Origin of the sequence: Rhizobium sp. N122 (assembly GCF_002211295.1) — a bacterium.
GTDB lineage: Bacteria > Pseudomonadota > Alphaproteobacteria > Rhizobiales > Rhizobiaceae > Rhizobium.
In genome coordinates this window covers 15,571-42,138 of sequence record NZ_LOKU01000013.1, presented here as the reverse complement: position 1 = coordinate 42,138, position 26,568 = coordinate 15,571, and the positions used below count along the sequence as shown (strand labels likewise).

General features: G+C 60.6%; 25 protein-coding genes, 1 pseudogene and 1 other annotated feature. Of the genes and pseudogenes, 17 read left to right on the top strand and 9 right to left on the bottom strand.

Annotated elements, in window-relative coordinates; translation table 11 throughout:
• Positions 1 to 299 precede the first annotated feature (299 nt).
• A complete protein-coding gene (locus ATY75_RS12490; RefSeq protein WP_064839069.1) occupies positions 300 to 686 on the bottom strand; it encodes a GNAT family N-acetyltransferase in 387 nt (128 codons plus the stop codon).
• A gap of 258 nt (positions 687 to 944) precedes the next feature.
• Between ATY75_RS12490 and ATY75_RS12485 the strand changes: the two genes are divergently transcribed.
• Both ATY75_RS12485 and ATY75_RS12480 read left to right on the top strand, forming a co-directional pair.
• Positions 945 to 1,667, top strand: a complete 723-nt coding sequence (locus ATY75_RS12485) for an SOS response-associated peptidase (protein WP_088937799.1) — start codon at positions 945 to 947, stop codon at positions 1,665 to 1,667.
• Positions 1,668 to 1,783: 116 nt separating this feature from the next.
• Entirely contained in the window at positions 1,784 to 2,482 is a 699-nt protein-coding gene (locus ATY75_RS12480; protein ID WP_088937798.1) for a hypothetical protein, read from the top strand.
• 21 nt (positions 2,483 to 2,503) lie between these two features.
• Here ATY75_RS12480 and ATY75_RS12475 read toward each other — a convergent pair.
• Together ATY75_RS12475 and ATY75_RS12470 are read right to left on the bottom strand one after the other, a co-directional pair.
• Positions 2,504 to 2,877: pseudogene (locus ATY75_RS12475) on the bottom strand (GNAT family N-acetyltransferase); the annotation flags it as partial.
• A gap of 75 nt (positions 2,878 to 2,952) precedes the next feature.
• Positions 2,953 to 3,402 (bottom strand): hypothetical protein, encoded by a 450-nt coding sequence (locus ATY75_RS12470; RefSeq protein WP_088937797.1) that lies wholly within the window; start codon positions 3,400 to 3,402, stop codon positions 2,953 to 2,955.
• A gap of 644 nt (positions 3,403 to 4,046) precedes the next feature.
• Here ATY75_RS12470 and ATY75_RS33885 point away from each other — a divergent pair.
• On the top strand, positions 4,047 to 5,543 hold the full coding sequence (locus ATY75_RS33885) for a reverse transcriptase domain-containing protein (protein WP_143535295.1): 1,497 nt from the start codon (positions 4,047 to 4,049) through the stop codon (positions 5,541 to 5,543).
• Between the two features lie 85 nt (positions 5,544 to 5,628).
• Here the strand turns inward: ATY75_RS33885 and uvrB are convergent, their stop codons facing one another.
• On the bottom strand, positions 5,629 to 8,595 hold the full coding sequence (uvrB, locus tag ATY75_RS12460) for an excinuclease ABC subunit UvrB (RefSeq protein WP_088937795.1): 2,967 nt from the start codon (positions 8,593 to 8,595) through the stop codon (positions 5,629 to 5,631).
• Between the two features lie 240 nt (positions 8,596 to 8,835).
• Between uvrB and ATY75_RS12455 the strand changes: the two genes are divergently transcribed.
• The 3 genes from ATY75_RS12455 (at position 8,836) to ATY75_RS12445 (ending at position 10,313) form a co-directional block, all read left to right on the top strand.
• A complete protein-coding gene (locus ATY75_RS12455) occupies positions 8,836 to 9,177 on the top strand; it encodes a hypothetical protein (RefSeq protein ID WP_088937794.1) in 342 nt (113 codons plus the stop codon).
• Positions 9,178 to 9,433: 256 nt separating this feature from the next.
• Positions 9,434 to 9,778 (top strand): DUF982 domain-containing protein, encoded by a 345-nt coding sequence (locus ATY75_RS12450; protein ID WP_348627400.1) that lies wholly within the window; start codon positions 9,434 to 9,436, stop codon positions 9,776 to 9,778.
• 145 nt (positions 9,779 to 9,923) lie between these two features.
• Complete coding sequence (locus ATY75_RS12445; protein WP_064839051.1) at positions 9,924 to 10,313, top strand: hypothetical protein; 390 nt, start codon at positions 9,924 to 9,926, stop codon at positions 10,311 to 10,313.
• Positions 10,314 to 10,611: 298 nt separating this feature from the next.
• Here the strand turns inward: ATY75_RS12445 and ATY75_RS12440 are convergent, their stop codons facing one another.
• Positions 10,612 to 11,064, bottom strand: a complete 453-nt coding sequence (locus tag ATY75_RS12440; RefSeq protein WP_088937846.1) for a DUF805 domain-containing protein — start codon at positions 11,062 to 11,064, stop codon at positions 10,612 to 10,614.
• Between the two features lie 161 nt (positions 11,065 to 11,225).
• A complete protein-coding gene (locus tag ATY75_RS12435; RefSeq protein WP_088937792.1) occupies positions 11,226 to 11,996 on the bottom strand; it encodes an adenylate/guanylate cyclase domain-containing protein in 771 nt (256 codons plus the stop codon).
• Positions 11,997 to 12,239: 243 nt separating this feature from the next.
• Here ATY75_RS12435 and ATY75_RS12430 point away from each other — a divergent pair, with 243 nt between their 5' ends.
• The 5 genes from ATY75_RS12430 (at position 12,240) to ATY75_RS12410 (ending at position 16,234) form a co-directional block, all read left to right on the top strand.
• Complete coding sequence (locus tag ATY75_RS12430; protein ID WP_088937791.1) at positions 12,240 to 13,028, top strand: DUF899 domain-containing protein; 789 nt, start codon at positions 12,240 to 12,242, stop codon at positions 13,026 to 13,028.
• A 109-nt stretch (positions 13,029 to 13,137) separates the two neighbouring features.
• Positions 13,138 to 13,503, top strand: coding sequence for a DUF4087 domain-containing protein (locus ATY75_RS12425; RefSeq protein ID WP_088937790.1), 366 nt, complete (start codon positions 13,138 to 13,140; stop codon positions 13,501 to 13,503).
• A gap of 267 nt (positions 13,504 to 13,770) precedes the next feature.
• Positions 13,771 to 14,151 carry a response regulator gene (locus ATY75_RS12420; RefSeq protein ID WP_064839041.1) on the top strand — a complete coding sequence of 127 codons (381 nt, stop codon included), beginning with the start codon at positions 13,771 to 13,773 and terminating at the stop codon, positions 14,149 to 14,151.
• 55 nt (positions 14,152 to 14,206) lie between these two features.
• Complete coding sequence (locus ATY75_RS12415) at positions 14,207 to 14,458, top strand: hypothetical protein (RefSeq protein WP_088937789.1); 252 nt, start codon at positions 14,207 to 14,209, stop codon at positions 14,456 to 14,458.
• A gap of 185 nt (positions 14,459 to 14,643) precedes the next feature.
• Positions 14,644 to 14,699, top strand: a sequence feature (sul1 is cis-regulatory element that is thought to sense ions involved in sulfur or methionine metabolism; They are found in Alphaproteobacteria).
• A gap of 68 nt (positions 14,700 to 14,767) precedes the next feature.
• Positions 14,768 to 16,234, top strand: coding sequence for a SulP family inorganic anion transporter (locus ATY75_RS12410; RefSeq protein WP_088937788.1), 1,467 nt, complete (start codon positions 14,768 to 14,770; stop codon positions 16,232 to 16,234).
• 11 nt (positions 16,235 to 16,245) lie between these two features.
• Here the strand turns inward: ATY75_RS12410 and ATY75_RS12405 are convergent, their stop codons facing one another.
• A complete protein-coding gene (locus ATY75_RS12405; protein WP_088937787.1) occupies positions 16,246 to 17,160 on the bottom strand; it encodes a LysR family transcriptional regulator in 915 nt (304 codons plus the stop codon).
• Between the two features lie 101 nt (positions 17,161 to 17,261).
• Here ATY75_RS12405 and ATY75_RS12400 point away from each other — a divergent pair, with 101 nt between their 5' ends.
• Both ATY75_RS12400 and ATY75_RS12395 read left to right on the top strand, forming a co-directional pair.
• Positions 17,262 to 18,143, top strand: coding sequence for an NmrA/HSCARG family protein (locus ATY75_RS12400; protein ID WP_088937786.1), 882 nt, complete (start codon positions 17,262 to 17,264; stop codon positions 18,141 to 18,143).
• 122 nt (positions 18,144 to 18,265) lie between these two features.
• Positions 18,266 to 19,072 carry a class I SAM-dependent methyltransferase gene (locus ATY75_RS12395; protein ID WP_088937785.1) on the top strand — a complete coding sequence of 269 codons (807 nt, stop codon included), beginning with the start codon at positions 18,266 to 18,268 and terminating at the stop codon, positions 19,070 to 19,072.
• Positions 19,073 to 19,251: 179 nt separating this feature from the next.
• Here the strand turns inward: ATY75_RS12395 and ATY75_RS12390 are convergent, their stop codons facing one another.
• Positions 19,252 to 20,124, bottom strand: a complete 873-nt coding sequence (locus ATY75_RS12390; RefSeq protein WP_088937784.1) for an RDD family protein — start codon at positions 20,122 to 20,124, stop codon at positions 19,252 to 19,254.
• 215 nt (positions 20,125 to 20,339) lie between these two features.
• Between ATY75_RS12390 and ATY75_RS12385 the strand changes: the two genes are divergently transcribed.
• The 3 genes from ATY75_RS12385 to ATY75_RS12375 all read left to right on the top strand — a co-directional run bounded on the left by ATY75_RS12385 (position 20,340) and on the right by ATY75_RS12375 (position 23,617).
• Complete coding sequence (locus ATY75_RS12385; protein WP_007629759.1) at positions 20,340 to 20,687, top strand: DMT family protein; 348 nt, start codon at positions 20,340 to 20,342, stop codon at positions 20,685 to 20,687.
• A gap of 121 nt (positions 20,688 to 20,808) precedes the next feature.
• Positions 20,809 to 22,320, top strand: coding sequence for a DUF1800 domain-containing protein (locus tag ATY75_RS12380; protein WP_088937783.1), 1,512 nt, complete (start codon positions 20,809 to 20,811; stop codon positions 22,318 to 22,320).
• A gap of 112 nt (positions 22,321 to 22,432) precedes the next feature.
• Entirely contained in the window at positions 22,433 to 23,617 is a 1,185-nt protein-coding gene (locus tag ATY75_RS12375) for a DUF1501 domain-containing protein (protein ID WP_088937782.1), read from the top strand.
• 374 nt (positions 23,618 to 23,991) lie between these two features.
• Here ATY75_RS12375 and ATY75_RS12370 read toward each other — a convergent pair whose 3' ends face one another.
• Positions 23,992 to 24,378 (bottom strand): acyl-CoA thioesterase, encoded by a 387-nt coding sequence (locus ATY75_RS12370; RefSeq protein WP_088937781.1) that lies wholly within the window; start codon positions 24,376 to 24,378, stop codon positions 23,992 to 23,994.
• Positions 24,379 to 24,664: 286 nt separating this feature from the next.
• On the opposite strand from ATY75_RS12370, the gene ATY75_RS12365 reads away from it, so the two are divergent.
• Positions 24,665 to 26,485 (top strand): methyl-accepting chemotaxis protein, encoded by a 1,821-nt coding sequence (locus ATY75_RS12365; protein WP_088937780.1) that lies wholly within the window; start codon positions 24,665 to 24,667, stop codon positions 26,483 to 26,485.
• Positions 26,486 to 26,568: the final 83 nt, after the last annotated feature.

The window sequence follows — 26,568 nt, the reverse complement described above, 5'->3', positions numbered from 1 at the left end:
AACCCCACGGGGATCTATGCCAATAAATCGTGATGTTTTCAATGAAAAATTGTGATTTTTTATTGGTTTTTTAACGAAAAAGTAAGGCTGAAATACTGGGGAAGGACTTTGAATTTGCAAACCAAAAGTGGTATTTTAGTCTTTTAATTCATACCCCTTCCTATGCGGTCATAAGCTCGCGGTATAAGCGTGGAAAAACTGGATTCGTCTGGCGTTGCTTTGGCATTGCCGTCGGCGCGCCGTCCGCCCAATCACGGGCTTGATGCTTGCCTGTTCGGGGCCGCCCTCGGCGAGGCGTCTCATGCCAGCTCGATGAGCCCCGCCTCGGTGGGTTGAAATCCGCAGGCCCGGTAAAAGCCGGTCAGGTGCGGTTCGAAATCGACATGCAGCCACTCAGCGCCGCGCTCCCGCGCAACCCTCGTGGCTTCCCTGACCAGCCGCGTCGCAATCCCCTGCCGGCGCAGGTCGGGATGAACCGAGGTATCGAGAATGAAGGCATGGATGCCGCCATCCCAGGCGACGTTGACGAAGCCGACCAGTGTGTCGTCGTGATAGGCACAGATATGGGCGAGGCTGCGGGGCAGGATGCGGGAGAAATCCGGCGCTTCGGGCGTGCTCCAGGCTGCTGACCAGAGGGCGTTGAGTTGGGCGGGCGAGGGGAAGGGGTCGATGCGGAGTTCGGGCATAGGTGGTTTCCGATTCGGTTGTCGCGTCGCTTGCCGGACGTGTTTTTCTGACAATTCCGCTTGCTTCGCAATGAGATCGATTTGATGGGCAGACCTCCTCTCTGCTTCCGACGTGAGGGCGCCCCTTCTCATCCTTCATTTCTGTGTCCTAATGGCCGCGAATTGGCATTCCTGAACGGGCACAACTGACGCTTCGTTGACGACGTCTCCGCCGAGAACATAATCGGAACATCTAATATTCCATCGACAGGAAGCACGATGTGCGGACGCATCTTCATCAAAACTTCGCTTGAAGAATTGATCGGCAATTTCGCCTTTGCGGTGAAGGGCGGGGATATCGATGGGCTGGGAAATCGCTTTCCCCGCTGGAATGGAGCGCCATCGCAAGATTATCCTATTATCATCAGGGATATCGTGCGCGAGCCCGATACTTCGGGGCCTATATTCGTTACTGCGCGCTGGGGCCTGATGCCTTCCTGGGCCAAGCCCGGCGGCAAGCCGCCGCCGGTCAACGTTCGATGCGAGACGATCGGCGGCAACGGCATGTTCCGCTCCGCATACCGATCGCGTCGCTGCCTCATTCCGATCAATGGCTTCTTCGAATGGAAGGACATTCACGGCACCGGCAAGAACAAGCAGCCCTATGCCATCGCCATGAAGGACGGCTCGCCTTTTGCGCTCGCCGGCATCTGGGAGATTTGGACGGATGAGAGGGGCGTGTCCATCCGCAACTTCGCCGTCGTCACCTGCGAGCCGAACGAGATGATGGCGGAGATTCATGACCGCATGCCTGTCATCCTGCATCGCGCCGATTACGAGAGGTGGCTGTCACCCGAACCGGACCCGAACGATCTGATGAAGCCTTTCCCGGCGGAGCTGATGACGATGTGGAAGATCGGCCGGGATGTCGGCTCTCCGAAGAACGACAGGCCGGAGATCATCGAAGAGGTCGAGGACGATCCGGAACCGACGCTGATCTAGAACAATCCCGACAAAAGTGCGCGGCGGTTTTGTCGGGATTGCTCTGAATTACCGGCTCGGGCGGAGCCATTCACGAAACCATGCGGCAGAGACATCCTCATGAGGAGAGGAAACGCATGCAAGACGATATCGGAACGCTCCTCAGGTCGTTCCTCAATAATGCCCTTCGCAAACAGCCTCAGCGTCGCATCCGGGATTTCGGCGGCTATGAAGTCGGCAAGCGCCGAAAGCTCCATGTCATCGAGCCGATCGCCGGGGATACGGCAGATTTTCTCTGCACCTATCTCCGCATCAGGCTGCGCGGCGAACCGGCGAGCAGGGAAGGCGTCGCCTCCGCCGTCGCTGCAGCCTTGAAGAATGTCTCCGATGAGTTCGCCTACAAGCTGACCTGGCACAGTGACGAGGCGTGGAGCACCGTTTGCAACTCGGTCGCGGAGTTTCTGGAAGGCTGCCTGCAGATCGAGCCGAAACCCTATGATGGCTCGCTGACGGCGCAATCGGACTATAACGGCTGGAAGAGCTGGGAGATGGTCATCAGCGGCGAGACGCCGAGGGGAAGATGGCGTCACTCCTGGAAGGAAAAGCCCGGCGACGATTTTATCGGCTTCTATGGCGATGTCTGCATGGGGCGGATCTTCAAGATCGATCTGACCGGGTCAGACGAGCGCTGGTACTGGCTGATCGCAGCCGACGGCAGCCCTCGACGCGGATGGCCGGCGGCGGGGTTCGAGGCGAGCGCCAGGAGTGCAGCCTGTCGGGTGGAGCGGATTTATTTTGCGCTGGCGGCGGGGACGGGGAGGACGGGGTGTGGGTGAGTGGGGGGAGGTGCGTGCCGGCTTGAGGAGGCCCGCCTCTGTCGGCCGAAAACGGCGGGCGCGGTAGATAGGGCATGTGCGGCTCGAAATCGACATGCAGCTATTTGGCGCCACGCTCGCGGGAAATTTTCGTCGCTTCCCTGACCAGCTATTTGGCGATGCCTTGTGGGCGCATATAGGGCTGAGCGCCGGGGTCGAGAATGAAGGCATGAATGCCGCCATTCCAGGCGACGTTGGCGCCGACGAGGCTGCCGTCGTGATAGGCGCCGACATGGGCGAGGCTGCGGGGCAGGATTCGGGAGAAGTCAGGTGCGGTGGGGCGGTGTTCCAGGCGGCGGACAGAGTGTGGTGAGTTCGGCGGGCGAGGGGAAGGGGGCAATGCGGAGGTCTGGCATGGGTGGCGGCTCCTTCCTTCACGCTGGCGGTGTGTCGGCTGGCACGATAGGCCCTGGTGAGCGTCCTGATATCACCTAAACCTGCCCCCATATTTTCCGCAGCGGCGTTCCAAGGCATTCAGCCATTTTCCGATCCTGTTCCTCGGTGGTATCGCCGATGCCTGGATTGTGGGCCTCGAGAGCAAAGCGGCCGAACGCGGCGGGCCAGATATACCGCAAGTCGTTCAATGATACGGTGGCGCCGCAGCAAGGGGCCACGGTGTTGAGGTCTTTAAACCCACCGGCGGAAGCCGCCTCCATCGCCTCTCCCCACCATTCCTCGGCATCCGCACCGCAGGCGCTGCAGTCCACTCCAGACCAGTTTTCGCCGGGATCGTAGAACCTGATCTCATCCTCGAAGCTCGCTTTCACTTCATCCGCCCCGGGGACGATTGTTTCCAGCAAGGAGACCGCCTTGTTTGCGTTTTCCGGGGAGGGTTGCCAAGACGGGTCAGCTGGGACGTAGCGTAGGATGGTGTCGGACATTGTTGGTTGCCTTTGTGGTCACAAGCGCTTGCTCATCGAACTGCGAAAGGTATTCGATGCTTGAGGGGTTATTTGCAAGGGGACAGGGGCGTTTGTTCAGCCCTTCAAAAGAAGAGTAGCGGGCTCTTGAGATAAGCGCTGCGATACATCTGGAATTTGCGATGAACCCGGACGCCGCGTCGCTTCCCTGACCAGCCGCGTCGCAGTCTCCTGCCGCCGAGAGGACGCCATCAAGCAAGTTACCTATGAATCTTAACCACAAGCGCCAATGCAGGTGATGTTGGAAGGTGGCGATTAGAACAAACACTAAAAAATTGTAAATTTCTCTCCGGCAGACTTGAAAGTTAAAAGGTCAAATCCGATATCAGGCGGTATGGGGGTTCCCAGACGGCAAGCCCAACTCCGGTTGGTGTCCCGGATCACGGTAACGCGTGAGTCAAGTGTTTAGACTGTCAATTGGACAGACGGTTAATAGCGCTGCGATCATCAATATTACTCCGATGGTACTTCGCTTTCCGGTCTTCCTGGCGATGATGCCGACCACGGTCGACAGCAGCTCCACAATGACAGAATAGCATATTTCGTTAATGAAGGACGTTAGTGGCACTTGTGCCATGATTGCTGGCGGAGGCAGAAACTAAACCATGCCTGATGGTGTTTTTGCCTCCTCTCACCTCGCAACCGAGATAAGTCCACCATCGGAAGATTGGGTTCCGCGCGATAAGGATATAAAGACTTATATCCATTTCGACAGGAATCTATCGCGCCACGAGCTGGCACGCATTGCAAATGATCCGAAAGAAGTCGCAACGAATTCTTTCCTCCCTTTATTGTTGTTCCATGAAGAATGGACAAAATTCAGAAAAGATGGCGATCGAACCACAAAGGTGAGGCCCATCAGATATGCGTCCAGAAAAGATGCTGCGATATTCGCTCGTTATCGAACAAAGCTCGCGAAGTTGTATGAGAAAGAGCTGGAAAGGCGCGGCATCGCCGATGTTCCTGTAGCCTATCGTAGGTTGCCTAAGGCTGGTGGTGGGAACAAATGTAATATCGAAATAGCGAGAGATGTATTTTCCTTTATAAAGCAATGTGGCGATTGTTGTGTTACCGTAGTTGATATTAAATCATATTTTGAGAGTCTGGATCATCAGCGTATTAAAGATGCTTGGCAGATGCTTATGGGCGCAACTTTATCCGCTGATCATTTGGCCGTATTTAAGGCTGTTACAAGATACTCTGTGGTAGATATTGACCTTCTCTTCAGCCGTCTTCGTATGCATGAAACGGGATCTGGAAGTAACAGAGTAGAAAAGCGCAAACGCAAGATAGATATACTTCGGACGAACGGATTTAAGCAAATTTGCGAACCGGCAGATTTTAGGAATATTGTTGCGGGAAAAGGACAGGGGCACTCGAGTTTGATTCAAAAAAACGGATTTGATTTTGGCATTCCGCAGGGCACGCCTTTGTCTGATCTGATTGCAAACTTTTATCTCATCGATTTTGATGAGGAGATGAACTCTTGGGCTCAGGCTCACGGGGGGCTATATAGACGCTATTCCGATGACATCGTCATTGTGGTCCCGAGAGATGCGCTTCTGGATCCGATGGCTGCAAAGCAGCGACTTCAGGCGGAAATTAAAAAATACGGAAAACAATTGAAGATACAGGACAAAAAGGTCGCTGTTTGTAACTTCTCTGCTAGTGGCTCCAGCCTTTCATTCACGCATTTGTATGGAAAAGCTTCTAAGAACGGGCTTGAATATCTCGGTTTTGAATTCGATGGCCAAACGGTAAAAATCAAAAATTCGACTCTATCTAACGCATGGAGAAAGCTTAAGAGGCGGGCCTACGGTGACGCTTGGCGGTTTGTGAAACGATACCGCGCTAAAGGAAAAGCATGGCTGATTTTGAATTACGATCAGTATAAGCTTGAGACAAAACTATTGCGAAATGTAACATTTAATCAAGATATTGGATACGAAACTTGGACTTTTTCTAAGTATGTAGGCCGAGCCAGCAAGGCTTTCATAGGGTATAATCCAGTTTTTTCGATGCAAACGCAGAGATACCGCCGCCACGCAAAATTTGTAGTTGCAAAATCGTTCAGTAAAGCTTTGAGAAAACATTTGAAGTAACAAATGTAGATGCTTTCAACAAAGAAGCGCTGAGTCCAAATGGTTTTCTAATAAATTGGATCAAGGCAGTTGAGCGAAAATGAACTCACCGCCCCGGCCGACCAGTCTTCCCCTTCGTCCGCCCCTTGCGCTTCTGCTCGCCCGGGTCCTCATAGCTCCCGACGCCCGTCTTCCCGCGCACGACCGGCCGCACGTCATCGCGTTCCGGCTGGCCTTCAAGCAGCGGTGAAAACCGCTTCGTGCTCTTGGCGGCATCCGGCTTTTCCGGCACGTGGCCGATGACCGGCTTTTCGGTTCGGCCGACGGTCATCTCGTCGAGGTCGTTTTTGCGGAAGAGGCTCTTCTTTGCGGGTTCGGCGATGTCGCGGCCCATGTCGTCCAGATCCGGTTTGCGGAAGAGGGGCGTGGTCGTGTCGGTGCCTGGGCCCATGTCGTCGAGGGAGGGTTTTTGGAAGAGAGATTTGGTGGGTGTGGCACCCCCCTCTGTCCTGCCGGACATCTCCCCCACAAGGGGGGAGATAGACTCGCGGCTGGCTTTGCCATTCTTTTTGCTGCCTTCCATCGCCTTCGCTTCCTCGCGGGCCATCGGGTCGTCCATGGCGGCGAGTTCCACAGCTTTGAGGCGTTTGATTTCGTCGCGGAGGCGGGCGGCTTTTTCGAAGTCGAGGTCGGCGGCCGCGTCGCGCATGCTCTTTTCGAGGGCGTTGAGATGGGTCTGCAGGTTGTTGCCGACGAGGTTGCCGCCATCGGCGAAGCCCTTGCCGGAGACGCCTGAGATATCGGCGCGGACGTGGTCGCGTTCGTAGACGCTGTCGAGAATGTCGGAGATCCTGGCCTTGACCGATTCCGGGGTGATGCCGTGCTCCTGGTTGTAGATCATCTGCTTTTCGCGGCGGCGGCCGGTTTCTTCCATCGCCCGCTTCATCGAGCCGGTGACCTGGTCGGCATAGAGGATGACCTTGCCGTCGACGTTGCGCGCCGCACGGCCGATCGTCTGGATCAGCGATGTCTCGGAGCGGAGAAAACCTTCCTTGTCGGCGTCGAGGATGGCGACGAAGCCGCATTCGGGAATGTCGAGGCCCTCGCGCAGAAGGTTGATGCCGACGAGCACGTCGAAGGCGCCGAGGCGGAGATCGCGGAGGATCTCGATACGCTCCAGCGTGTCGATGTCGGAATGCATGTAGCGCACCCGCACGCCCTGCTCATGCAGATATTCGGTCAAGTCCTCGGCCATGCGCTTGGTCAGCACGGTGCAAAGGGTGCGATAGCCCTTGGCGGCGGTTTCGCGGATCTCGCCGAGCACGTCGTCGACCTGGGTGCGGGCCGAGCGGACCTCGACCGGTGGGTCGATCAGGCCGGTGGGTCGGATCACCTGTTCGGCGAAGACGCCGCCTGACTGTTCCATCTCCCAGCCGCCGGGGGTGGCCGAAACGGCGATGGTGTCGGGGCGCATGGCGTCCCATTCCTCGAAGCGCAGCGGCCGGTTGTCCATGCAGGAGGGCAGGCGGAAGCCGTATTCGGCGAGTGTCGCCTTGCGCCTGAAGTCGCCCCGGTACATGCCGCCGATCTGCGGCACGGTGACATGGCTTTCGTCGATGAAGACCAGGGCGTTGTCGGGGATATATTCGAACAGGGTCGGTGGCGGATCGCCGGGGTCACGGCCGGTGAGATAACGCGAATAGTTCTCGATGCCCTGGCACGAGCCGGTGGCTTCGAGCATTTCGATATCGTAGCGGGTGCGCTGCTCCAGGCGCTGGGCTTCCAGCAGGCGACCGGCCTTCTCCAGTTCGGCCAAGCGAAGCCTGAGCTCCTCCTTGATCGATTTGATGGCGCCGTTCAGCGTTGGGCGCGGGGTGACATAGTGCGAATTGGCGTAGATCTTCACCGATTTGAGGTCGCCGACCTTCTGGCCGGTCAGCGGATCGAACTCGGTGATGGCGTCGATCTCGTCACCGAACATCGAGATGCGCCAGGCGGCATCCTCCAGGTGGGCCGGGAAGAGTTCGATCGTATCGCCGCGCACGCGGAAGGAGCCTCTCACGAAATCCATGTCGCGGCGCTTGTATTGCTGGGCGACGAGGTCGGCCAGCAGCTGGCGCTGGTCGAGCCGGTCGCCGACCGACATCTGGAAGGTCATCGCCGTATAGGTCTCGACCGAGCCGATACCGTAGATACAAGAGACCGAGGCGACGATGATGCAGTCGTCGCGTTCGAGCAGCGAGCGCGTCGCCGAGTGGCGCATGCGGTCGATCTGCTCGTTGATCGAGCTTTCCTTCTCGATATAGGTGTCGGAGCGCGGCACATAGGCTTCCGGCTGGTAATAATCGTAGTAGGAAACGAAATATTCCACCGCATTGTCGGGGAAGAAATTCTTGAATTCGGAATAGAGCTGGGCGGCCAGCGTCTTGTTCGGCGCCAGGATGACGGCCGGGCGTTGCGTCGCCTCGATCACCTTGGCCATGGTGAAGGTCTTGCCGGAACCGGTGACGCCGAGCAGCACCTGGCTGCGGTCGCCATTCTCCAGTCCCTCGACGAGATCGCGGATCGCGGTCGGCTGGTCGCCGGCGGGCTCATAATCCGATTTCATCAGGATGCGGATGCCGCCTTCCGACTTGTCGGGCCGGGCGGGGCGGTGCGGCGTCCAGATCTTGCCGTTCTTGTGCAGCGGATTGCCGCTTTCTATCAGCGCCGACAGCGCCTCGACCGTGGCGGTGACGGCGGTGCCGGCCTGCAGCGACGACGCCTCCTCCAGCGTCGTATTCATACCGGCGACGGGATTGAGGCCGGCGGCGGCGCGCGTCTTCGGGTCGGTCGAGCCGCCCATTGAGGTGCCGCGCGCCGATTTCGAAGCGGCGATTTCCACCTTCTTACGGTGCTTGCCGGCCTTCGAGGCGATCTGGCGCTGGGTCTCAACGCCCGAGGCTTCAGCATCGGCCTCAAGCTGCTTCACCCAATCGGCGACGGAGCCGGAGAGGGGGGCTCCCTCGAAGGACGACTGCGGGGCTTCCTCGAAGCCATTCGGGGCGGGAGATTTCTTCGGAGATTTGGCCATGGCGGGAATATGGAGAGAGTCAGCGCGAAAGGGAAGAGGCAAAGAGTACAAAAGGGAAACGAACTGTTTGTTCGGATTGGGTGAATAGTTTTGTCGCGGAACGCACGCGGGAAACGCCACAATCAGGTTCCTTCGAGCGGGCTGCGACCGAATAAAACAAAAGTCTGTGGTTGAAGGTCGGTCCGTCTCCCGTATTGCGGGCGGTGATGCTACAGCTGCTGCGGGAATTGGGGACCATTCATGAAAAAGATGATTATCGCATTCGCGGCGACCGCTGCATTGGCCAGTTGCGCCAAACGTCCTGACGCTATCGTTCAGGTCGATATTCCAATGGCGGCTTATACGAACCTCAGCTGCGAAGCTCTCGCTGTCGAACTCAAGAGAGAGCGGGCCAAGCTGGACGACTTGTCGAAGCAGCAGATCAGTGCGGCGAACGGCGATGCCTTCGGCGTCTTTCTCGTCGGCGTCCCGATCGGCAGCGTTGCGGGGGGAGATAAGGAAGGCGAAATTGCTGCATCAAAAGGCAAGGTTTCCGCCATGCAGTCCGCTGGCATGAGCAAGGGCTGCAAGCTGCCCGCCTGATAGCGGGCGGCGCACCCGCCTCGCCCTTCGAGGCCCCTGCGGGGCACCTCAGGATGAGGCTCTCTTGGGCGCCGGCGGTCATCCAAGGCTCTCTTGAGCGCTGCCTCGGCATCCTCCAACGCTCTTCATCCTGAAGTGCGCAGCCCATCTGGCGGAGCCTTAGCATCCTCGCCGCTATGCTGCTTCTTGCGTGCTTCCGTTGTCGGCGTACCGCCCTTTCCAACAGTGACGCCACCGGACGCATACTGGAACCGAGATCGGCCTTCGGCAGTTAATCCTGGTCAATTCAGCTTCAGGTGCGACTGCCATTAACGACCATTCCGCCTTCTGGAAAAAAACGATCTCGATCGATCTTGATGCCGGCGAACGGCTGGTTCTCCGCTCACCGCAGGATGCGCTTTATGCACTCGTCTCCGACTGGCCGATCCATGAGGGCGTCCATCAGCAGAGAGCCATCGATTTCTGCCGTGCCTGGCTTGCGGGCCGCATGCCGGCCGAGACAGTGCGACAGGCCTTTATCCTCGCGGCGCTGGAAGCCGGCGTGGCGATCGCCGATGATGAGAATGGGACCGCAAGCTCCGTTTCGAACTCGCCGGTATAAGTCGAGCGGCGTAGCGATATCCACGGTCACGCAGTCACATGCACAGGGTCAATAAGTTGATTTTCGTGTATTGAAAATATTGTTCCCGCTGTGTTTGTAGGAATGCGCAGCGTTTATACGCTCCGATTCTTGGAGATCCAACCGAATGAGAATAAAAGTCCTTGCTTGCGCTGCCCTGCTGATGCTGGCCGGCTGCAACGCCCCTGTGTCGCAATCCGTTGCAGATTCCCAGCGTCCGCCCTCGAATGACGTCCGGCAGAACTTCGTCAACATCGTGTTCAAGAGAAGTTATAGACACGAAGCGGGAGAAGTGGTTTGGGCCCGGATTTCGAGCGTGGTGCTGCTTGATCCTGAGAAGAAGATCTATGCTTACTGTGTTCGCGTGGTGCCCAAGCACAGCTGGGGAGACTGGGCCTATCTCGGCGTCTCCTTCACGGATAGCCAAATCCTAGGCGCGACGGCGAATGATAATCGCTGCAAAGACAAGCGGCTGCGCTACTACCCGTTTCCTGAGATGAACGGCATGAAGACCTGACGAGAGGCGAGGGGTTTCGGAAGCGCCGCCCACCGGTCCAATTGGGAGAAGGGCTGTTTTACGGCGAGGCTATGCCTGGATTTTAGAAGCGACGCGGAGGCAGCCATGCGGCACGGCTGCATCCGCCATTGCTGCAATTATGCCAAGCAGGGCCGGCAAAGCAAAGGCAAAGCTCTCAAACCGGGCGGCTCGCTCAGTGTCATTGCCTCGAGCAGACGATCAGGTTCCCCGCAGCCTCAGAACCGCCGAAGCTCGCAACGGTCGCTGCCAAGTGGAAACATATCCGCATGATCACGCCTCAGAAAACGGACGCTCGCGAATCCGCCGCAGCCGGCGCTCTGCAATACCAGGCGAGGACGACAATCGTTCCGATGGGAATCAACAGCGCAATAAGCTGGAACCAGCCGCTGCGGTTGATGTCGTGAAGTCGGCGGGTGGCCATGGCGATTGACGGGAGGAACACCGCCAGCGACCAAATTCCGCCCAATGTTCCGGTTGGCTCGATAAGGTACAAAGCGAGGCTGACGAGAACGACGAAGAGCGTCGAAAACCAGAATTCCGATCGGCTCGCTCTGCCGGTGAAATCCACATATTTCCGGAAAAAGCTGCTGATCGCCTGGCCGAAACCCATTGCCTGTGGCAGGTCCCCGAAACGGTTCGGCCCGGCCGCCGGTTTTCTGAAAGCGAGGATTAACCCCACGCTGAGCGGGACCAGGATGATCAACCAGTGAAACAGAGAAAAACTACCCATAAGATACCCCGAGGATTTAAACGGCCTCACGATAAGCAAGGTTCGTTTCGGGAAGATTAATCGGCTTGCAAGGCGATGCGTTCGGCAATCACAGCGTGAGAAACCGCGGCTGCGGCGGTGAGGGTGAGATGATGCTTCGAAGACGGCCGTGGCGCTCGCAATCAGCGCTTGATCAGCACGCTCGCCTGCACCGGCTGTTCGATGCCCTTCAGCGCAAGCCTACGTGTTTCTGCACCTGCCGTGAGTTCGGGAGCCTTCGCGGCCGTTTCCGCGGAGATCAGGATCTCGCCGGCGGCGGCCTGGGATTCGAGCCTGGCAGCTTGATTGACGACGCCGCCGATGGCGGTGAAATCGCTGCGGAAGCTGGAGAATTCGCCGATCTGCACCTCGCCGGAATGGATGCCGACGCCGACGCCGAGGGTGCGGCCGGGCAGGGCCTCGAGCGGCAGGCCGTTCAGCGCGGCGGCGCAGTTTCGCTGGATCTCTTGCGCGGCCCTAATCGCCGCGGCTGCGTGATCCTTGCTGACGATCGGGAAATTGAAGATCGCCATCAGGCCATCGCCCATCTGCTTGTTGACGATGCCGTCATGCGCCCAGATCGCCTGGGCGCAGCGATCCTGGAAGAGGCTGACGATCTCGCTCAGCTGCACCGCCTCGATGCGCTCCGACAGGTCGGTGAATCCCCTGATATCGGCAAACAGGATGGTGGCGTCGACAGTGATCTGGCGCTGCTTTTTGACATATTGGAAGGAACGTTCGCAGATCGTGCAGATATCGGGGTTCATCTTGCTGCGGGTGATGCCGAAGGCGCGGAAGGGCAAAGCGAGCGGGCCGCCGATCGGGATCGGCATATGCATCTGATCCCAGCAGCCGCGGCAGATTCTGGCGCTGCCGTGGCTGGCCGACTCCCCGTAAGTGGATTCTGTCGTCATGGCGTGCAATCCGTCCACACTGGCCGCCGCCAATCTTCCGTCAGTCCGGGGATTTTGGCAACTTCCATTTGGCTCGGATCACCTCGCGGGGCCGTTGCTGCAAGCGGACGGCGGCGGAAATGCGGTCACACTTGTTACTCCCACTGTTCTAATTCCGCTGCGAAACTATGTCCGACCAATGCGCGAAGAACCGCGGTTCGATGAAGAGACGCGGAAATTCGCCCCAATGAGGAGATCGAAGCGATGACTGCTACAGCCGAGAATGGAACGGGCGGACAGTCCATGCAGAAACCGGCGGTGGTATCGCCGGAGGCGTGGGAGGCGGCCCGCAAACAGCTTCTGGTGAAGGAAAAGGCTCATACCCGTGCCCGCGATGCGCTGGCCGCCGAGCGGCGGCGCATGCCTTGGGTGGTCGTGGAAAAGAATTATGTCTTCGAAGGGCCTGAGGGAAGGGCCAGCCTGCTCGAGCTGTTTGCAGGCCGGCACCAGTTGATCGTCTACCGCGCCTTCTACGAGCCGGGCGTTTTCGGCTGGCCCGAACATGCCTGCCGCGGCTGCTCGATGGTGGCCGATCAGGTCGCCCATGTCGCCCATCTGAACGCCCGCGACACGACGCTGGTCTTCGCCTCGCGCGCGCCGCAAGCCGATATCGCCCGGCTGAAAGCGCGAATGGGATGGACGATGCCGTGGGTGACGATCACCGACAGTTTCGACAGGGATTTCGGGGTCGACGAGTGGCACGGCACCAACGTGTTCTACCGCGACGGCGAGCGCATCTTCCGCACCTATTTCATCAACAACCGCGGCGACGAACAGATGGGCGGCACCTGGAACTATCTCGACATCACGCCGCTCGGCCGCCAGGAGGTCTGGGAGGATTCGCCGGAGGGTTATCCCCAGACCACGACCTACAAGTGGTGGAATTGGAACGACGCCTATGTCGCCGACGCCGAGCCCGACAAGAAGTGGGTCGAGGTATCCGATGCCGGCGAGGCGGCGTTCCGGGCCGAGAGTGTAAACGAGAAATCGTGAGCCGTGCCGTCGATCGATCTGCCCGGCACACCGATCAGCCACCTGTCATTGCCTCAGTTGCCTTTTCCGCTGCAGGCCATGCATAGTGACCGGCGACGCGGAGGGGGCGATGACCAGATTGCATGCGCTTGGTTTGATGATGCTTCTCGCGCCCGTTGCGGCGCATGCCGAACGGCGCTGCGGCTGGCTGGACAATCCCTCGACCGCCAATTGGTCGCTCATGGATGCCGGCGGCGGCTGGACCATTATGGAGAATGGCAGCGGCTACAAGGCAGAGGGAATCGACAAGATCCCGGACCTGACGGCCGGCGAATACGTCTACACCCATGCCACGCACGGCTATGCCTGCGCCTGCATGGACGTCGACACGGACGGCGAGGGTGGGATCAGCCGCATTCGTTCCGTGCGACAATTGCCACTCTCACGGTGCCGGAACGACGCCGCGATCGGCTGGTTCCTACGCAAAGACGAGTGAGGGCAGCTGGCCTGCCGAAGTCGGCTCAAATCCACTTTCTTCCCGCTGCGGCACGCGCCTCAGTCGGAACACCTGTCAAAAGCCGTTCCGAGCCCGTTCTGGCAGGAACTTCTGCGTCTTCGGCATGTTCGGTGCGCAACGGCGGAATCGAGCGTCGGCGTCTGCGGTCATCAAAGAAATTCAATGCAGAGTGGAAACATTATGGCGCAAGCCGCGTTCTACCCGCTACCGGCATTGCGCCCGCCCGCTTTGACAGGGAGACTATTCATGAAGGTCATGATCGTTGAAGATGAGAATATCATCGCTCTGGAACTCGAACGCATCGCGCAAGAGGCCGGGCACCAGACGGTCGGGCCGGTTTCGACCATGGAGCAAGCTCTCGCCTATGCTCCGAAGAGCGATGTGGCGCTCGTCGATCTCAGCCTTTCCGACGGGCTGAGCGGCGCCCAGCTTGCGCGCCGGCTGATCGATCGCTTCGGCGTGGACGTCATTTTCGTGACCGGCAGTCCCGAGAGTGTCGGCAACGGTATCGCTGGAGCGCTCGACGTGATCGCCAAGCCTTTCACCGACGAAAGGATTGTCAGCGCGCTCTCGCGAGCAGAGGCGGCCCGACGCAAGGATTTTGACGGCAGCAGGGTAGCGATCTGATAAAAAGGAGATCGACGTCGTGCACGTCGCTGGACCTTCCAGGGAGATCATCCGGATGAGGCACACACTCCTTGCCATTCTCTTCACGCTCACGGCCTGCGCCAGCGCGGAAGGCCCTCAACCGCTTTCGGGTAGTCTGACATACGGCGGAAAGGTCGTTCATTCACCCTATCGACCGGGGACTGTGGTCAAAAATACCTTTCTCGGCCAATTCGGTTATCGTGTATTCGAGACTTATGTGGTTCAGCTGGATGGCACGCTCAAGCTTACCTCCCAGAGCACAGGCCCGGATTTCCTCTGGCAATGAAGGAGGCTTCGGCTCCGGTCCCGCGTCGCAGGAACACCGCGGCGACGAGTTTCATCTTGCCGTCCGGCGCGATCTCAAGCGGCGCGCTCAGGCTATTATCAATTCGCTCCCCGCTTTCGCTTTCATTCCCGCACATTTGAATGTTGCACTGCGGCAAAAACTTCGTCTATACCCCAGGCATTCACCACGGACCCGGTGAGACCCCGGGTGGCTCTTCTGGCCGCCGATCCGCCAGACAACGCAACCTGCACGCCATCACGCGACCGCTCGGCAGAGCGTGTCGGGCCATGCTTTGCGAGACTCCATCCCATGCTGCTTTCCTCTATCCGTCGCGATTGGGCCGCCAATCCCATGCGCGAAATGCTTGCCGGGGCGGTGGCGACCTTCGCCCTGATCCCCGAGGTCATCGCCTTTTCATTCGTGGCGGGGGTCGATCCAGAAGTCGGCCTATTCGCCTCCTTCGTCATCGGCATCGTCATCGCGTTTACCGGCGGGCGCCCGGCGATGATTTCAGCGGCGGCCGGGTCGGTCGCACTGGTGGCGGCACCGCTGGTGCACGCCCATGGACTGCCTTATCTCTTTGCGGCCGGGCTGCTGGCGGGGCTGCTGCAGATCGTGTTCGGCCTGCTGCGGCTCGGCGTGCTGATGCGCTTCGTCTCGAAATCCGTGCGTACCGGCTTCGTCAATGCGCTCGCCCTTCTGATCTTTGCCGCGCAGATGCCGCACATCATCGGCGCCGGCTGGATGGAATATGCCGTGCTAGGTGCCGGGCTTATCATCATCTATCTAACGCCGCGGATCACCACGGCGATCCCGTCGCCGCTGATCTGCGTCCTGATCCTGACCGTCGCCTCGGTGTCTTCAGGGCTTCCCGTTCTCACCGTCGCCGATCTCGGCAGGCTGCCGGATTCGCTTCCGGTGTTCGCCTTGCCGGCGGTGCCGCTGTCTGTGGAAACCCTCCGGATCATCGCCGGCCCCGCCTTGGCCATCGCCATGGTCGGGCTGCTGGAATCGATGATGACCGCGAGCGTCGTCGACGATCTGACGGATACGCCGAGTTCGAAAAACCGCGAATGCACCGGTCTCGGTCTCGCTAATGCCGCCGCGAGCCTGTTCGGTGGCATCGCCGGCTGCGGCATGATCGGCCAGACGGTGAGCAATGTGAAATATGGCGGGCGCGGACGGCTCTCGACGCTGTTTGCCGGCGCGTTCCTGCTGATCCTGATGGTGCTGTTGAAGCCATGGGTCTCCGAAGTTCCGGTCGCCGCGCTGGTGGCGATCATGGTCATGGTCTCGATCGATACCTTCGACTGGTCGTCGCTCCGGGCCGTGGTGGTCCACCCCCGAATGTCGAGCGCCGTCATGGTGGTGACCGTCGTGGTCACCGTCTTCACCGCCAATCTGGCGCTGGGCGTGACGGTCGGGGTGCTGCTCAGCGGCGTGTTCTTCACCTTCAAGGTGGCCCGCCTGCTGCGCATCGATGTGGCGCCCGATCAAGCCGCCGAGCGGCTCACGTATCGCGTCTCCGGCCAGGTGTTCTTTGCCTCCGCCGATGTCTTCGTCGAGGCCTTCGACGTTCAGGACGCGATCGGCAAGACCGCGCTGATCGACGTCTCCGAGGCGCATTTCTGGGATATCACCGCGGTCGCCGCGCTTGATAAGGTCGTGCAGCGCTTCAAGGCACATGGCATCGCCGTGGAAGTCGCGGGCCTCAATCAGGCCAGCGCCACCTTGATCGAAAGCCTCGACGGCAAGGTGGTGTTGAAGGAAGTGTGACGGGGATACTGCTATATGATGGCGAAGTCGTCGCTGCCATCGGCTCCCGCGTTCAACCGTCTGGTGGCGAGTTCGATAAAGGTCTTGACCAGAGGCGGCAGGTGCCGGCTGCTCGGATAGACGACATGCAGGCCGCCAACCGGGGTCGTGTAGCCGTCGAGAACGCGACACAGCCGCCCATCCCTGATGAGCGCATTGGCGACCCCATGGGGCAGTCGGGCGATGCCGTAACCGGCGATCGCTGCGGCCATGACCGCCTGCATTTCATTGGCGGCGAAGCGCCCCGAGACCGGGATCGTTTCCTGCCCGTGCGGGCCTTCAAGCAGCCATTGCGCATGGGTGAATTGGCCGGCGACAACGCAGTCGTGGCGGACGAGATCTGCCGGACGATCGGGCGCGCCGCAGCGGGCGAGATAGTCGGGACTCGCGCAGAGCAATCGATGGGTAGAGCCGAGCTTGCGGGCGATCAGCGTCGAATCCTCCAGAATGCCGGTGCGGAAGGCGAGGTCTATGCCGTTTTCGACGAGATTCAGCCTGTCGTCGGTTAGCCGCAACTCGACCCTCGACTTCGGGTAGGTCGCCAGAAGGTCGAAGATCGCATCCTGCAGGAAGTGGCCGCCGAAGCCGACCGGCGCCGATATGCGGATCGTGCCGGCGGGCTCCGCCCGTGCTTCCGCAAGACGCAGGTTGGCGCCTTCGATCGTGCGGAGCGCCTGGCTGCTTTCCTCGTAATAGAGGCGGCCGGCATCCGTCGGGCTGAGGCTGCGGGTCGTGCGCTGCAGCAGGCGCACGCCGAGTTCGCGCTCGAGAGCGGCAATGCGTCGGCTGACTGTTGTCTTCGGCATGCCGAGCAGCCGCGCCGCGGCGGTGAAGCTGCCGGCCTCGATGACGCGGGCGAAGATCATGATATCGTTGAGGTCGAGCATTGTATCCTGATATGGTACGATGTTTCCCAATTATAAGCCATTATGGTTCAATGTGATAGGCTCTAACTTTGCTCCATCAGCCACAAACAAGGAGAAGACAGATGAGCAACACACGAAACGTTCTGGTCACCGGCGCCACCGGCCAGCAGGGCGGCGCGGTCGTTCGCGCCCTGACCGCGCGGGGACACCGCGTCAAGGCGATCTCACGCAAGCCGGACAGCGATGGCGCAAAGCGGCTGGCCGCGGCGGGAGTCGAGGTCGTCGCCGGCGACCTCAACGATGGCGCATCCGTGGTGAAGGCGGCTGACGGCGTCGATACGATGTTCCTGATGGGCAACAGCTACGAGTCCGGGACCGAAGCGGAAACGCGCCAGGGCATCACCGTCGCCGATGCGGCAAAAGCCGCCGGCATCGGCCACCTGATCTATTCCTCGGTTGGCGATGCCGACAAGAAGACCGGCATTCCCCATTTCGACAGCAAGTACCTCGTCGAAAAGCATATCGCCGGCCTCGGCATTCCCTATACGATCAGCGCGCCCGTCGCCTTCATGGAAAACACGGTGGCGCCCTGGGCGATCGACGGGCTGCGCCACGGCGTTTATGCGGCGGCCCTGCCGCCGGCGCGCGTGCTGCAGCAGATCACCATCGACGACATCGGCGCTTTCGTCGCGGCACTGGCCGAGCGGCGCGAACAGGTGTTCGGCAAGCGTTTCGATATTGCCGGCGACGAATTGTCTGGGGAGCAGCAGGTGAAGATCCTGTCTGAGACACTCGATCGGCCGATACGCTACCAGGAACTGCCGATCGCCGCGATGCGCCAGCAGAGCGAGGACGCGGCGCTGATGTTCGAATGGTTCGACCGCACCGGCTACGACGTCGACATCGCCGCCCTGCGCCGCGATTTCCCCGATGTCGGCTGGCACAGCTATGCCGATTGGGCGCGCGGCTTCGACTGGAGCGTTCTCGGCAAGGCATCCGCCTGATACACTCTCCGTCGTCCCCGGCCTGAACCGGGGACAACGGAGAGCCCGACCCGCCTTGCGCACGGCAACGGATCGCTCGGCTCTATGGCGATAGACCATCGTTGTTGAAGAGGGAGGCTTCGATGCCGTCGAGTTTCAATGTCGAAAGTGCCGATGGTTATGAGCGGCTGATGGGGCGCTGGAGCAAGAGGCTGGCGCCGATGCTGATCGATTTCGCCGGATTGGCGGATGGGGATCGTGTGCTCGATGTCGGCTGCGGCACCGGCAGCCTGGCCTTCACGTTGGCGGAAAGGTCCGATCTCAGGGAGATCGCGGCCGTCGATTATTCGCCTGTGTTCGTTGACGCAGCGAAGCGGGCGAATACCGATCCGCGGGTCACGATCCAGCAGGGCGACGCCTGCGCGCTGCCCTTCGAGGATAACCGTTTCGACAGGGCGATGTCGCTGCTGGTGCTGCATTTCGTGCCGGAGGCCGCCAAGGCGGTGGCGGAGATGGCCCGTGTCGTGCGCCCGGGCGGTGTGGTTGCCGCCGCCGTCTGGGACCATTACGGCGGCATGCCGGTCATGCGGATGATGTGGGACACGGCTGCCATGCTCGACGAGGAGGCGCTGCCGTTGCGTCGCAAATATTGCTTTCAGCCGATGATGCGGCCGGGGGAGCTGAAGCAGAGTTTTGTCAGCCAAGGTCTTGTCGACGTCGAGGAGACGTCGCTGCTGATCCGGATGGAATACGGCTCCTTCGAGGACTATTGGGGGCCGATCGCCGTAGGTGAGGGGCCGCTCGGCAAGTATGTCTGGGGGCTCTCTTCAGCGAAGCGAAAGGCGCTCGGCGTTGCCATGAGAGCCGCATATGAAGCCGGCGAGCCGGATGGGCCGCGGTCGTTTGCGTCGGTGGCGTGGGCGTGCCGGGGTAGAGTGGCGGGCGGCTAGGCGTAGCGGTTTAAAGACTGCGAGATAGCCAGCATGCGCCATCGCTTCGAAGAGACTCATCCCGAGGTGTCCCGCAGGGGCCTCGAAGGACGAGGCAAGTGCTGGGCGTCAGATGGAGGCAAGAAGCAGCGTTGCGGCTTGCTTCGAGGCTTCGGCCTCTGCGTCAAAGGCGCGGCTTCCTATTCGCTGCTGAATACCGTGCTTGAAAATGTGCCCTTGGCCTCCAGGGTCGTCATGACTTTGCAGGCGCAGATGCGATCATAAAGGACCTCTCCTTTCCACTCGGCGAACGGCAGGAGCCACCAGGCCATGATCGTGACCGTCCAGATGCCGTAGAGCCAAATCATGGTGGTGTCTGAAGGCGCATATCCGTCGTGGAATATGGCAAGCAAAGCGTCGAAGTCTTCCGTCGGATAGGCCGGAAACAGCGAGCTTGCGAAAGCAGCGGCACTGAAAAGCACGTTCGGGCTGAACTTCAGGATTTCGCGTTTCAACGCGGTGACGAAGTCGGGGCCTTTGCCATCGACCGAGGTTACCCTGAGAAAGAAAACCGCCTTTCCGAAAGTGCGGCGGCCCTTCGCGGAAAAGCAGGCGAAAGCCAGCGCGATCAACACGGTGTTGCCGATGCCTGATATCAGGTTGGAGTAAGAAGGCGTGGTTCTCGTTACCGGATTGTCGTCTGTGTCCACGGGGATGGTCAGCACTTGAGTTGGTGTCACGTAGTCCCATGGTTCGATCAGAACGGTTGTCCGCAGATATCTCTGCCGTCCGAAAGGAAATTGACGCACTTCGCAGATCTCGTTGGTGCGCAATTCGTTAGGCTTCAATGGCCAGCCGGTCTCAATTCGCTTTGCAAGCTGACCGGGCACTTTCTCTGTGCACTCCATGGACGTCCACCGGGCGAAGCGGAGGTCCAGGGAGAAGGCCGTTGAAATGCAATGGACGGATATGAGAATAGCAGCCTGAAAGATGAAAAGGTCGAGGGCAAAGGCCACGAAGCGCCGCCAGAAATAACGTGATGGCAAAGAGATGGGTTGCTGCATGGCAGCCATATAGTCCTCTCTACGGCGGGTTGAATCGATCCAGCAGTACAAATAACCCGGCGACTAATACAGTGTTTTGCATTCCCCAAGATCCGCCTCGTCTTGGCAACGTGAGACGATCGGTCCGGGTCTGGGGGGCTTGCCGTCGAATGGCGGCGTGCTAGGTAAAGCCCGCCGGTATCTCGCCGGATCAGTCCTGTCCCCTCCACAGCCCGAGTTACTCCATGTCCTTTTCTCCCGCCGCCCTCTGGCCTGTCGTCATGCTGTTTGCCTCCAACATCTTCATGACCTTCGCCTGGTATGGCCACCTCAAGCACAAGAGCAGCGCCATCTTCCTGGCCATCATCGTCAGCTGGGGCATCGCCTTCTTCGAATATTGCCTGGCGGTGCCGGCCAACCGTATCGGTTCGGCGGTCTATACGACGGCGCAGCTGAAGACGATGCAGGAGGTGATCACGCTGCTTGTCTTTGCCGGTTTCTCGATCTTCTGGCTCGGCGAGAACCTGACCTGGAACCATGCGATCGGCTTTGCGCTGATCGCAATCGGAGCATCCTTCATCTTTCGGGCGTAAATTGTAGTTTTTTCAACAGATTACAAATCGTCCATGTCTAGGTATCGCCACATTTCCTACAGATTGGCGTCGCAATCGGCTGGCAGCCTGTCACCATCCATTGATCAGGAAGTGACCGACCATGAGCCTCTCTTTCCCGACGATGGCGGCGATCCGGTTCGGCTATGGTTTCCGGCCGGGCGAGGCGCCGCCCAGCAGCAAGGATGAGCTGATCGGTCAGCTCAGCAAGGGGGCGGCGGCGACGCCGGATTTTCCGCTCGGCGGTCCCGAGACGCGCCATCGCGCGATCCTCAGCCTGCAGGCACAGCTGAAGCAGATCCGCCAGGACGCCAAGACGGTGACCGACGATACGGCGCGGCGCGAGATGCGCAAGGGCGTACAGCGGCAAGCGCAGCAGCAATTCCAGCACGATGCGAACCTGCGGCTGATGCAGGCGGTGCTGTCGCCATACGGTTTCTACGAGCGGCTGGCGACCTTCTGGACCGATCATTTCTCCACCAGCGCCAATAAGAGCCTGTCGATGCGCCTCATCGTGCCGCTCTATGAGGCCGAGGCGATCCGGCCGTTCATGTCGGGTAAGTTCGGTGATCTGCTGCGCAGCGCCACGGCCCATCCGGCCATGCTGATCTATCTCGACCAGGCGGATTCGCTCGGGCCGGATTCGGCCGGCGGCATCAAGCGCAACAAAGGGCTGAACGAAAATCTCGGCCGCGAACTGCTGGAGCTGCACACGCTCGGTGCCGGCAGCGGCTACAGCCAGGCGGATGTGACGGCGGCGGCCATGGTGCTGACGGGGCTCACCATCGACCGCAAGGAAATGGACATCGCCTTCCGGCCGAATATTTCCGAGCCCGGCGTGCATGAGGTGCTCGGCGTCAGCTATGGCGGGCGCAAGCGTTCACGCGACGATTATCTCGATATGCTCGACGATCTTTCCGTCCATCCGAAAACGGCGGCGCATATCAGCCGCAAGCTGGCAGTGCATTTCGTCTCCGACCAGCCCGATGAGGGCATGCTGTCCGACATGGCGACCGTCTGGAAGAAGACGGATGGTGATCTCACCGCCGTCTACACCGCCATGCTCGACCATCCCGCCGCCTGGCAGAACGAAGGCGCCAAGGCGCGACAGCCCTTCGACTATCTCGTTGCCGGTCTGAGGGCGCTGAATGCGGGACCGGTCAACGGCGTCGTCGGCAGTTTCCTGGCGGCCAACCAGCAGGGCACTGAGGAGGGCGACATGGCGGCGAATACGCCTGGCATGGCCGGATCGCCTGTGACGACGGATCCTGCCGGCGAAGGGAGGGATAAGCGTCTCAAGGCCTTCCGGACGGCGCGGGCGCTGGGGCAGGGTGCGCTTAAGCGCATGGGACAGCCGACCTGGCTGCCGCCGAGCCCGGCCGGCTTCGAGGAAGGTTTTTCCGCCTGGATCACAGGCAGCCAGCTCGCCGAGCGGCTGGCTTGGGCAAGACGCGCTTCTGCGCAGTTCGGCCGCGACGAGGATCCGCGCGAATTCCTGAAATCGACGCTAGCCGATGCCGCCCGCGACGAGACGATCCGGGTGGTGTCGCAGGCCCCGAACAAGATCAGCGGCTTGACGCTGGTACTGGCGTCGCCCGAATTCAATCGCCGCTAAGCAGACTTTCGTTGGCAAGCCAACGCTTCGTCTGCTTAGCTCATTTGTTTTGTCGCAGGTTCTGACCGGAAAACCGCTGCACACCTTCGGAACCTGCTCAGGAGGCCCGCCCATGACGCTGTCGATGAACCGGATCTCGCTTTCCCGCCGCGGCTTTCTGACCTCGGCCTGCTGTCTCGCCGCCGCTCCTGTCTTCACGCCGGTCACTTTCGCGGCGATGCCCGGTGACAAGCGTTTCGTCACCATCGTGCTGCGCGGCGCAATGGACGGGCTGGATCTGGTGCAGCCCTATGGCGATGCCGGTTTTGCCGCACTTAGGCCGACGCTGGCGCTGACGCCCGATACCGGGCTTCTCGATCTCGACGGGCATTTCGGCCTCAATCCTGCAGCCGCCGATCTGATGCCGCTTTGGAAGAGCCGCGAGCTCGCCTTCGTGCATGCGGTGTCGACACCCTATCGCGATCAGCGCAGCCATTTCGACGGTCAGGATATGCTGGAATCGGGCGGTGAACATGTCGCCGAGGAAAAGACCGGCTGGCTGAACCGGGCGCTCGCAGTCATTCCGCGCTCGGATGCGCGCAAGGCGATCGACGTCAACACCTCGACCGAGCTGATCCTCTCCGGGCCGAACGACGTCGATGTCTGGGCGTCGGATTCCAATCTGGCGCCAGCGCGTGACGAGATGCAGTTCCTGGCGCGGCTTTATGCCGGCGATCCGCCGTTTGCCGCAGCGCTTGCCGAGGCGACGCGGGCCGATACTGCTGCGATGACGATCGAGCCGGACGGCCAGCGCGGCGAGAAGGTTGCCGATGTGGCGGCGCTTGCCGCCAACATGCTGAAAGGCGATTACCGCATCGCCAGTTTCTCGATCACCGGCTGGGATACGCATATCGGCCAGGCCAGCCAGTTCAAGCGGCCGGCACAGGATCTGGCGCAGGCGATCAACACGCTGAAGGCGACGCTCGGGCCGGAGATCTGGGCAAAGACGGTGGTGCTGGCGATGACTGAATTCGGCCGCACTGCCCGCCAGAACGGCTCCGCCGGCACCGACCACGGCACCGGCGGCTGCGCCCTCCTTGCCGGCGGCGCGTTATCCGGCGGCCGCATCCTCGGCAAGTGGCCCGGGCTCGGCGACGGTCAACTGCTCGACGACCGCGACCTGATGCCGACGACGGATGTGCGCGAGGTAGCGGCTGCGATGCTCTATCGGCAGTTCGACGTCGGCGCGGACGATCTGACTGGGAAGATCTTTCCGGGGCTGGGGTTCGATAAGGGGTCGCAATTTTTGAAGGTTTGAGTGGGCGGTACGGCACACCGACCAGCCCTCATGGTGAGGAGGCCCGAAGGCCCGTCTCGAACCACGGGGGCGGGTGGCTTGCCGCCACGCCAGCCTTGGCATTTGGCGAAGCGGTGGTCAGCATTGTCCTTCGAGGCCCCTGCGGGACGCCTCAGGATGAAGCTGGAGAGATGGCGCAAACTTGGGACGCAGGTTTGTGGAGCAAGCGGCTGCCCGGCCCTTCGCTTGGCTCAGGGCGTTCGACGCTGCAATCGATTCACTGGATCGATTGCTCCCGCTTTGCGGGACCGCGTCTCACCCCATCACCGCCTTGATGTGAAGGAAGACCTCCGGCGAGCTGACCGTTTCCATCCCTTGTGCCCCGGCCTAACTTGTCACTCCGCGGGGACAATCTTCGGTTTGCCCTCTTCGTCGAGCGCCACCATGATGAAGGTGGCGGCAGTGACCTTTTCCATCTTGGCGTAGCGGGCGCGATGCGCCCAGGCTTCGACGATCAGAGTGATCGAGGTGCGGCCGACGCGTTCGATATCGGTATAGACAGACAGCGTATCGCCGATCTTGACCGGCAGCTCGAAAGCCATCTCCTTGACGGCGGCGGTGACGACACGGCCCTTGGCACGCTCGGCGGCGCGGATGCCCGATGCAAGGTCCATCTGCGCCATAACCCAGCCGCCGAAGATATCGCCGGCCGGGTTGGCATCACCCGGCATGGCGAGCGTGCGCAGCGTCAGGTCGCCTCTCGGCTTGGCAGTGTCGGTCATTGAGGGGTCTCCATATGGTGCGGCATCGGCCGACGATTCCTTCAGAGCACCCTAGTGCAAAGGCCATGGGCTGTAAAAGACGGTATAAGAGGGCGTTGCAGGCAGCTGGCGGAAAAATGTTGCAGCCGTTGTGGTTTGAAATTTCATTCGATTTCAAGCCTTTGATTTCGGTCGCCCAGGCCTCACCTTACGTTATTTAATCATCTTCTCATTAAACTTTACGCTCCAGTAATTCCGCTGCTTCAGTATGTGCGCGAATTCACATAGAAGAATCGCCGGGAACCTCATGCGCAACATCAAGATTTCCACCCGCCTTTACTGCCTCGTCGGCTTCACCCTTGCGGTGCTCACGGCAACGATGGTGTTCTTTCTGAACTATTCCTATTCCGAGCTGCAAGCGGAGCGGAAGGCGGGGCTGGAGAAGATGGAGGCGACGGCGATCGGCATCTTCGACAAATATTACAAGATGGAGCAGGCGGGCACCATGACCCGCGAGCAGGCTCAGGCGGCCGCCAAGGACGTGATCGGCGCGATGCGCTACGGCGCCGATGGCTACTTCTGGATCAACGACATGCATCCCACAATGGTGATGCATCCGATCAAGCCGGCGCTGAATGGTACCGACATTTCGCAGATGAAGGATCCGAACGGCAAGTTCCTGTTCGTCGAATTCGTCAACAAGGTGAAGAAGGACGGCAAGGGCTTCGTTGACTATTACTGGCCGAAGCCGGGCGCCGACGAGCCGGTGCTGAAATATTCCTATGTCGCCGGCTTCGAGCCCTGGGGCTGGATCGTCGGCACCGGCGTCTATGCCGACGACCTTGCCGCCCTCTATCGCCAGAATGCGATCTGGGCGGCGGTGCTCTGCCTGCTCGGTGCGGCCGCCACGATTGCCATCGCCTATGCCATCGTGCGCAGCGTCACCGTGCCGATCGCCCGGCTGAAGACGGCGATGAACGCGATCGCCGCCGAAGAAGCATCGGTGGAAATCGCCGGCAGCGATCGTCGCGACGAAATCGGCCAGATGGCCAAGGCGCTTCTGGTGCTGCGTGATTCCGTCGACGAGCGCAGCGCGCTGCGCGGCCGGGAAGACGAGAGGCAGCGGCAGATCGAAGACGAGCGCCGCGGCAACGAGGCAAGCCTGCGTTCGGCTTCCGAGCGGCAGACGCTTGCGATGCAGGCGCTCGGCGTCGGCCTGGAGAAGCTCGCCGGCGGCGACCTGACGGTTGCGATCGGCGACATCGGCGAGGACTACGCCAAGCTGAGAGGCGATTTCAACGCCGCCGTCGATGCGCTGAACGGCGTCATCCACGCGATCGCCGAATCGAGCCGTGTCGTCAACGACAGCGCTTCCGATATCAGCGAAGCGACCGGCAATCTGTCGAAGCGGACGGAACAGCAGGCGGCCGCCCTTGAAGAGACGGCGGCGGCGCTCGACGAGATCACCGCCACGGTCAAGACCGCGTCCGAGCGGGCGAACGAGGCGCGCGAGATGGTGGCCGAAACCAAGGCGAGCGCCGGACGCTCCGGCGATATCGTCCGCAATGCGGTGACGGCGATGGGCCGGATCGAGGAATCCTCGAGCCGGATCAACCAGATCATCTCGGTTATCGACGAGATCGCCTTCCAGACGAACCTGCTGGCGCTGAATGCCGGCGTCGAGGCGGCGCGGGCGGGCGAGGCGGGCCGCGGCTTTGCCGTCGTCGCGCAGGAAGTTCGCGAACTCGCCCAGCGTTCGGCCAATGCGGCCAAGGAGATCAAGGAACTGATCAGCCGGTCGGCGACGGAAGTCGAGGGCGGGGTGGCACTGGTGCGGTCGACGGGCGAGGCGCTGCTGGAGATCGAGGCGCTGGTCAACCAGGTCAACGATCACGTCGCGTCGATCGCGACGGCGGCACGCGAACAGTCGACCGGACTGAACGAGATCAACGGTTCCGTCAACCATATGGATCAGATGACGCAGCAGAACGCCGCGATGGTCGAGGAGACGACGGCGGCAAGCCGCACGCTTGCCGACGAGAGCACCCAGCTGAAGACGCTGCTTTCGAGTTTCCGGCTGCGCGGGGCAGGGCAATCGCCTGGAGCCCGGTACACACGGGCAGCGTGAGTTAAACGACAGATCAAAGGCCGCGAAAGCGGCCTTTTTCATCTCCGTCGCGTTCAGATTGTGCGGGTAAGTTTTCGTTCACC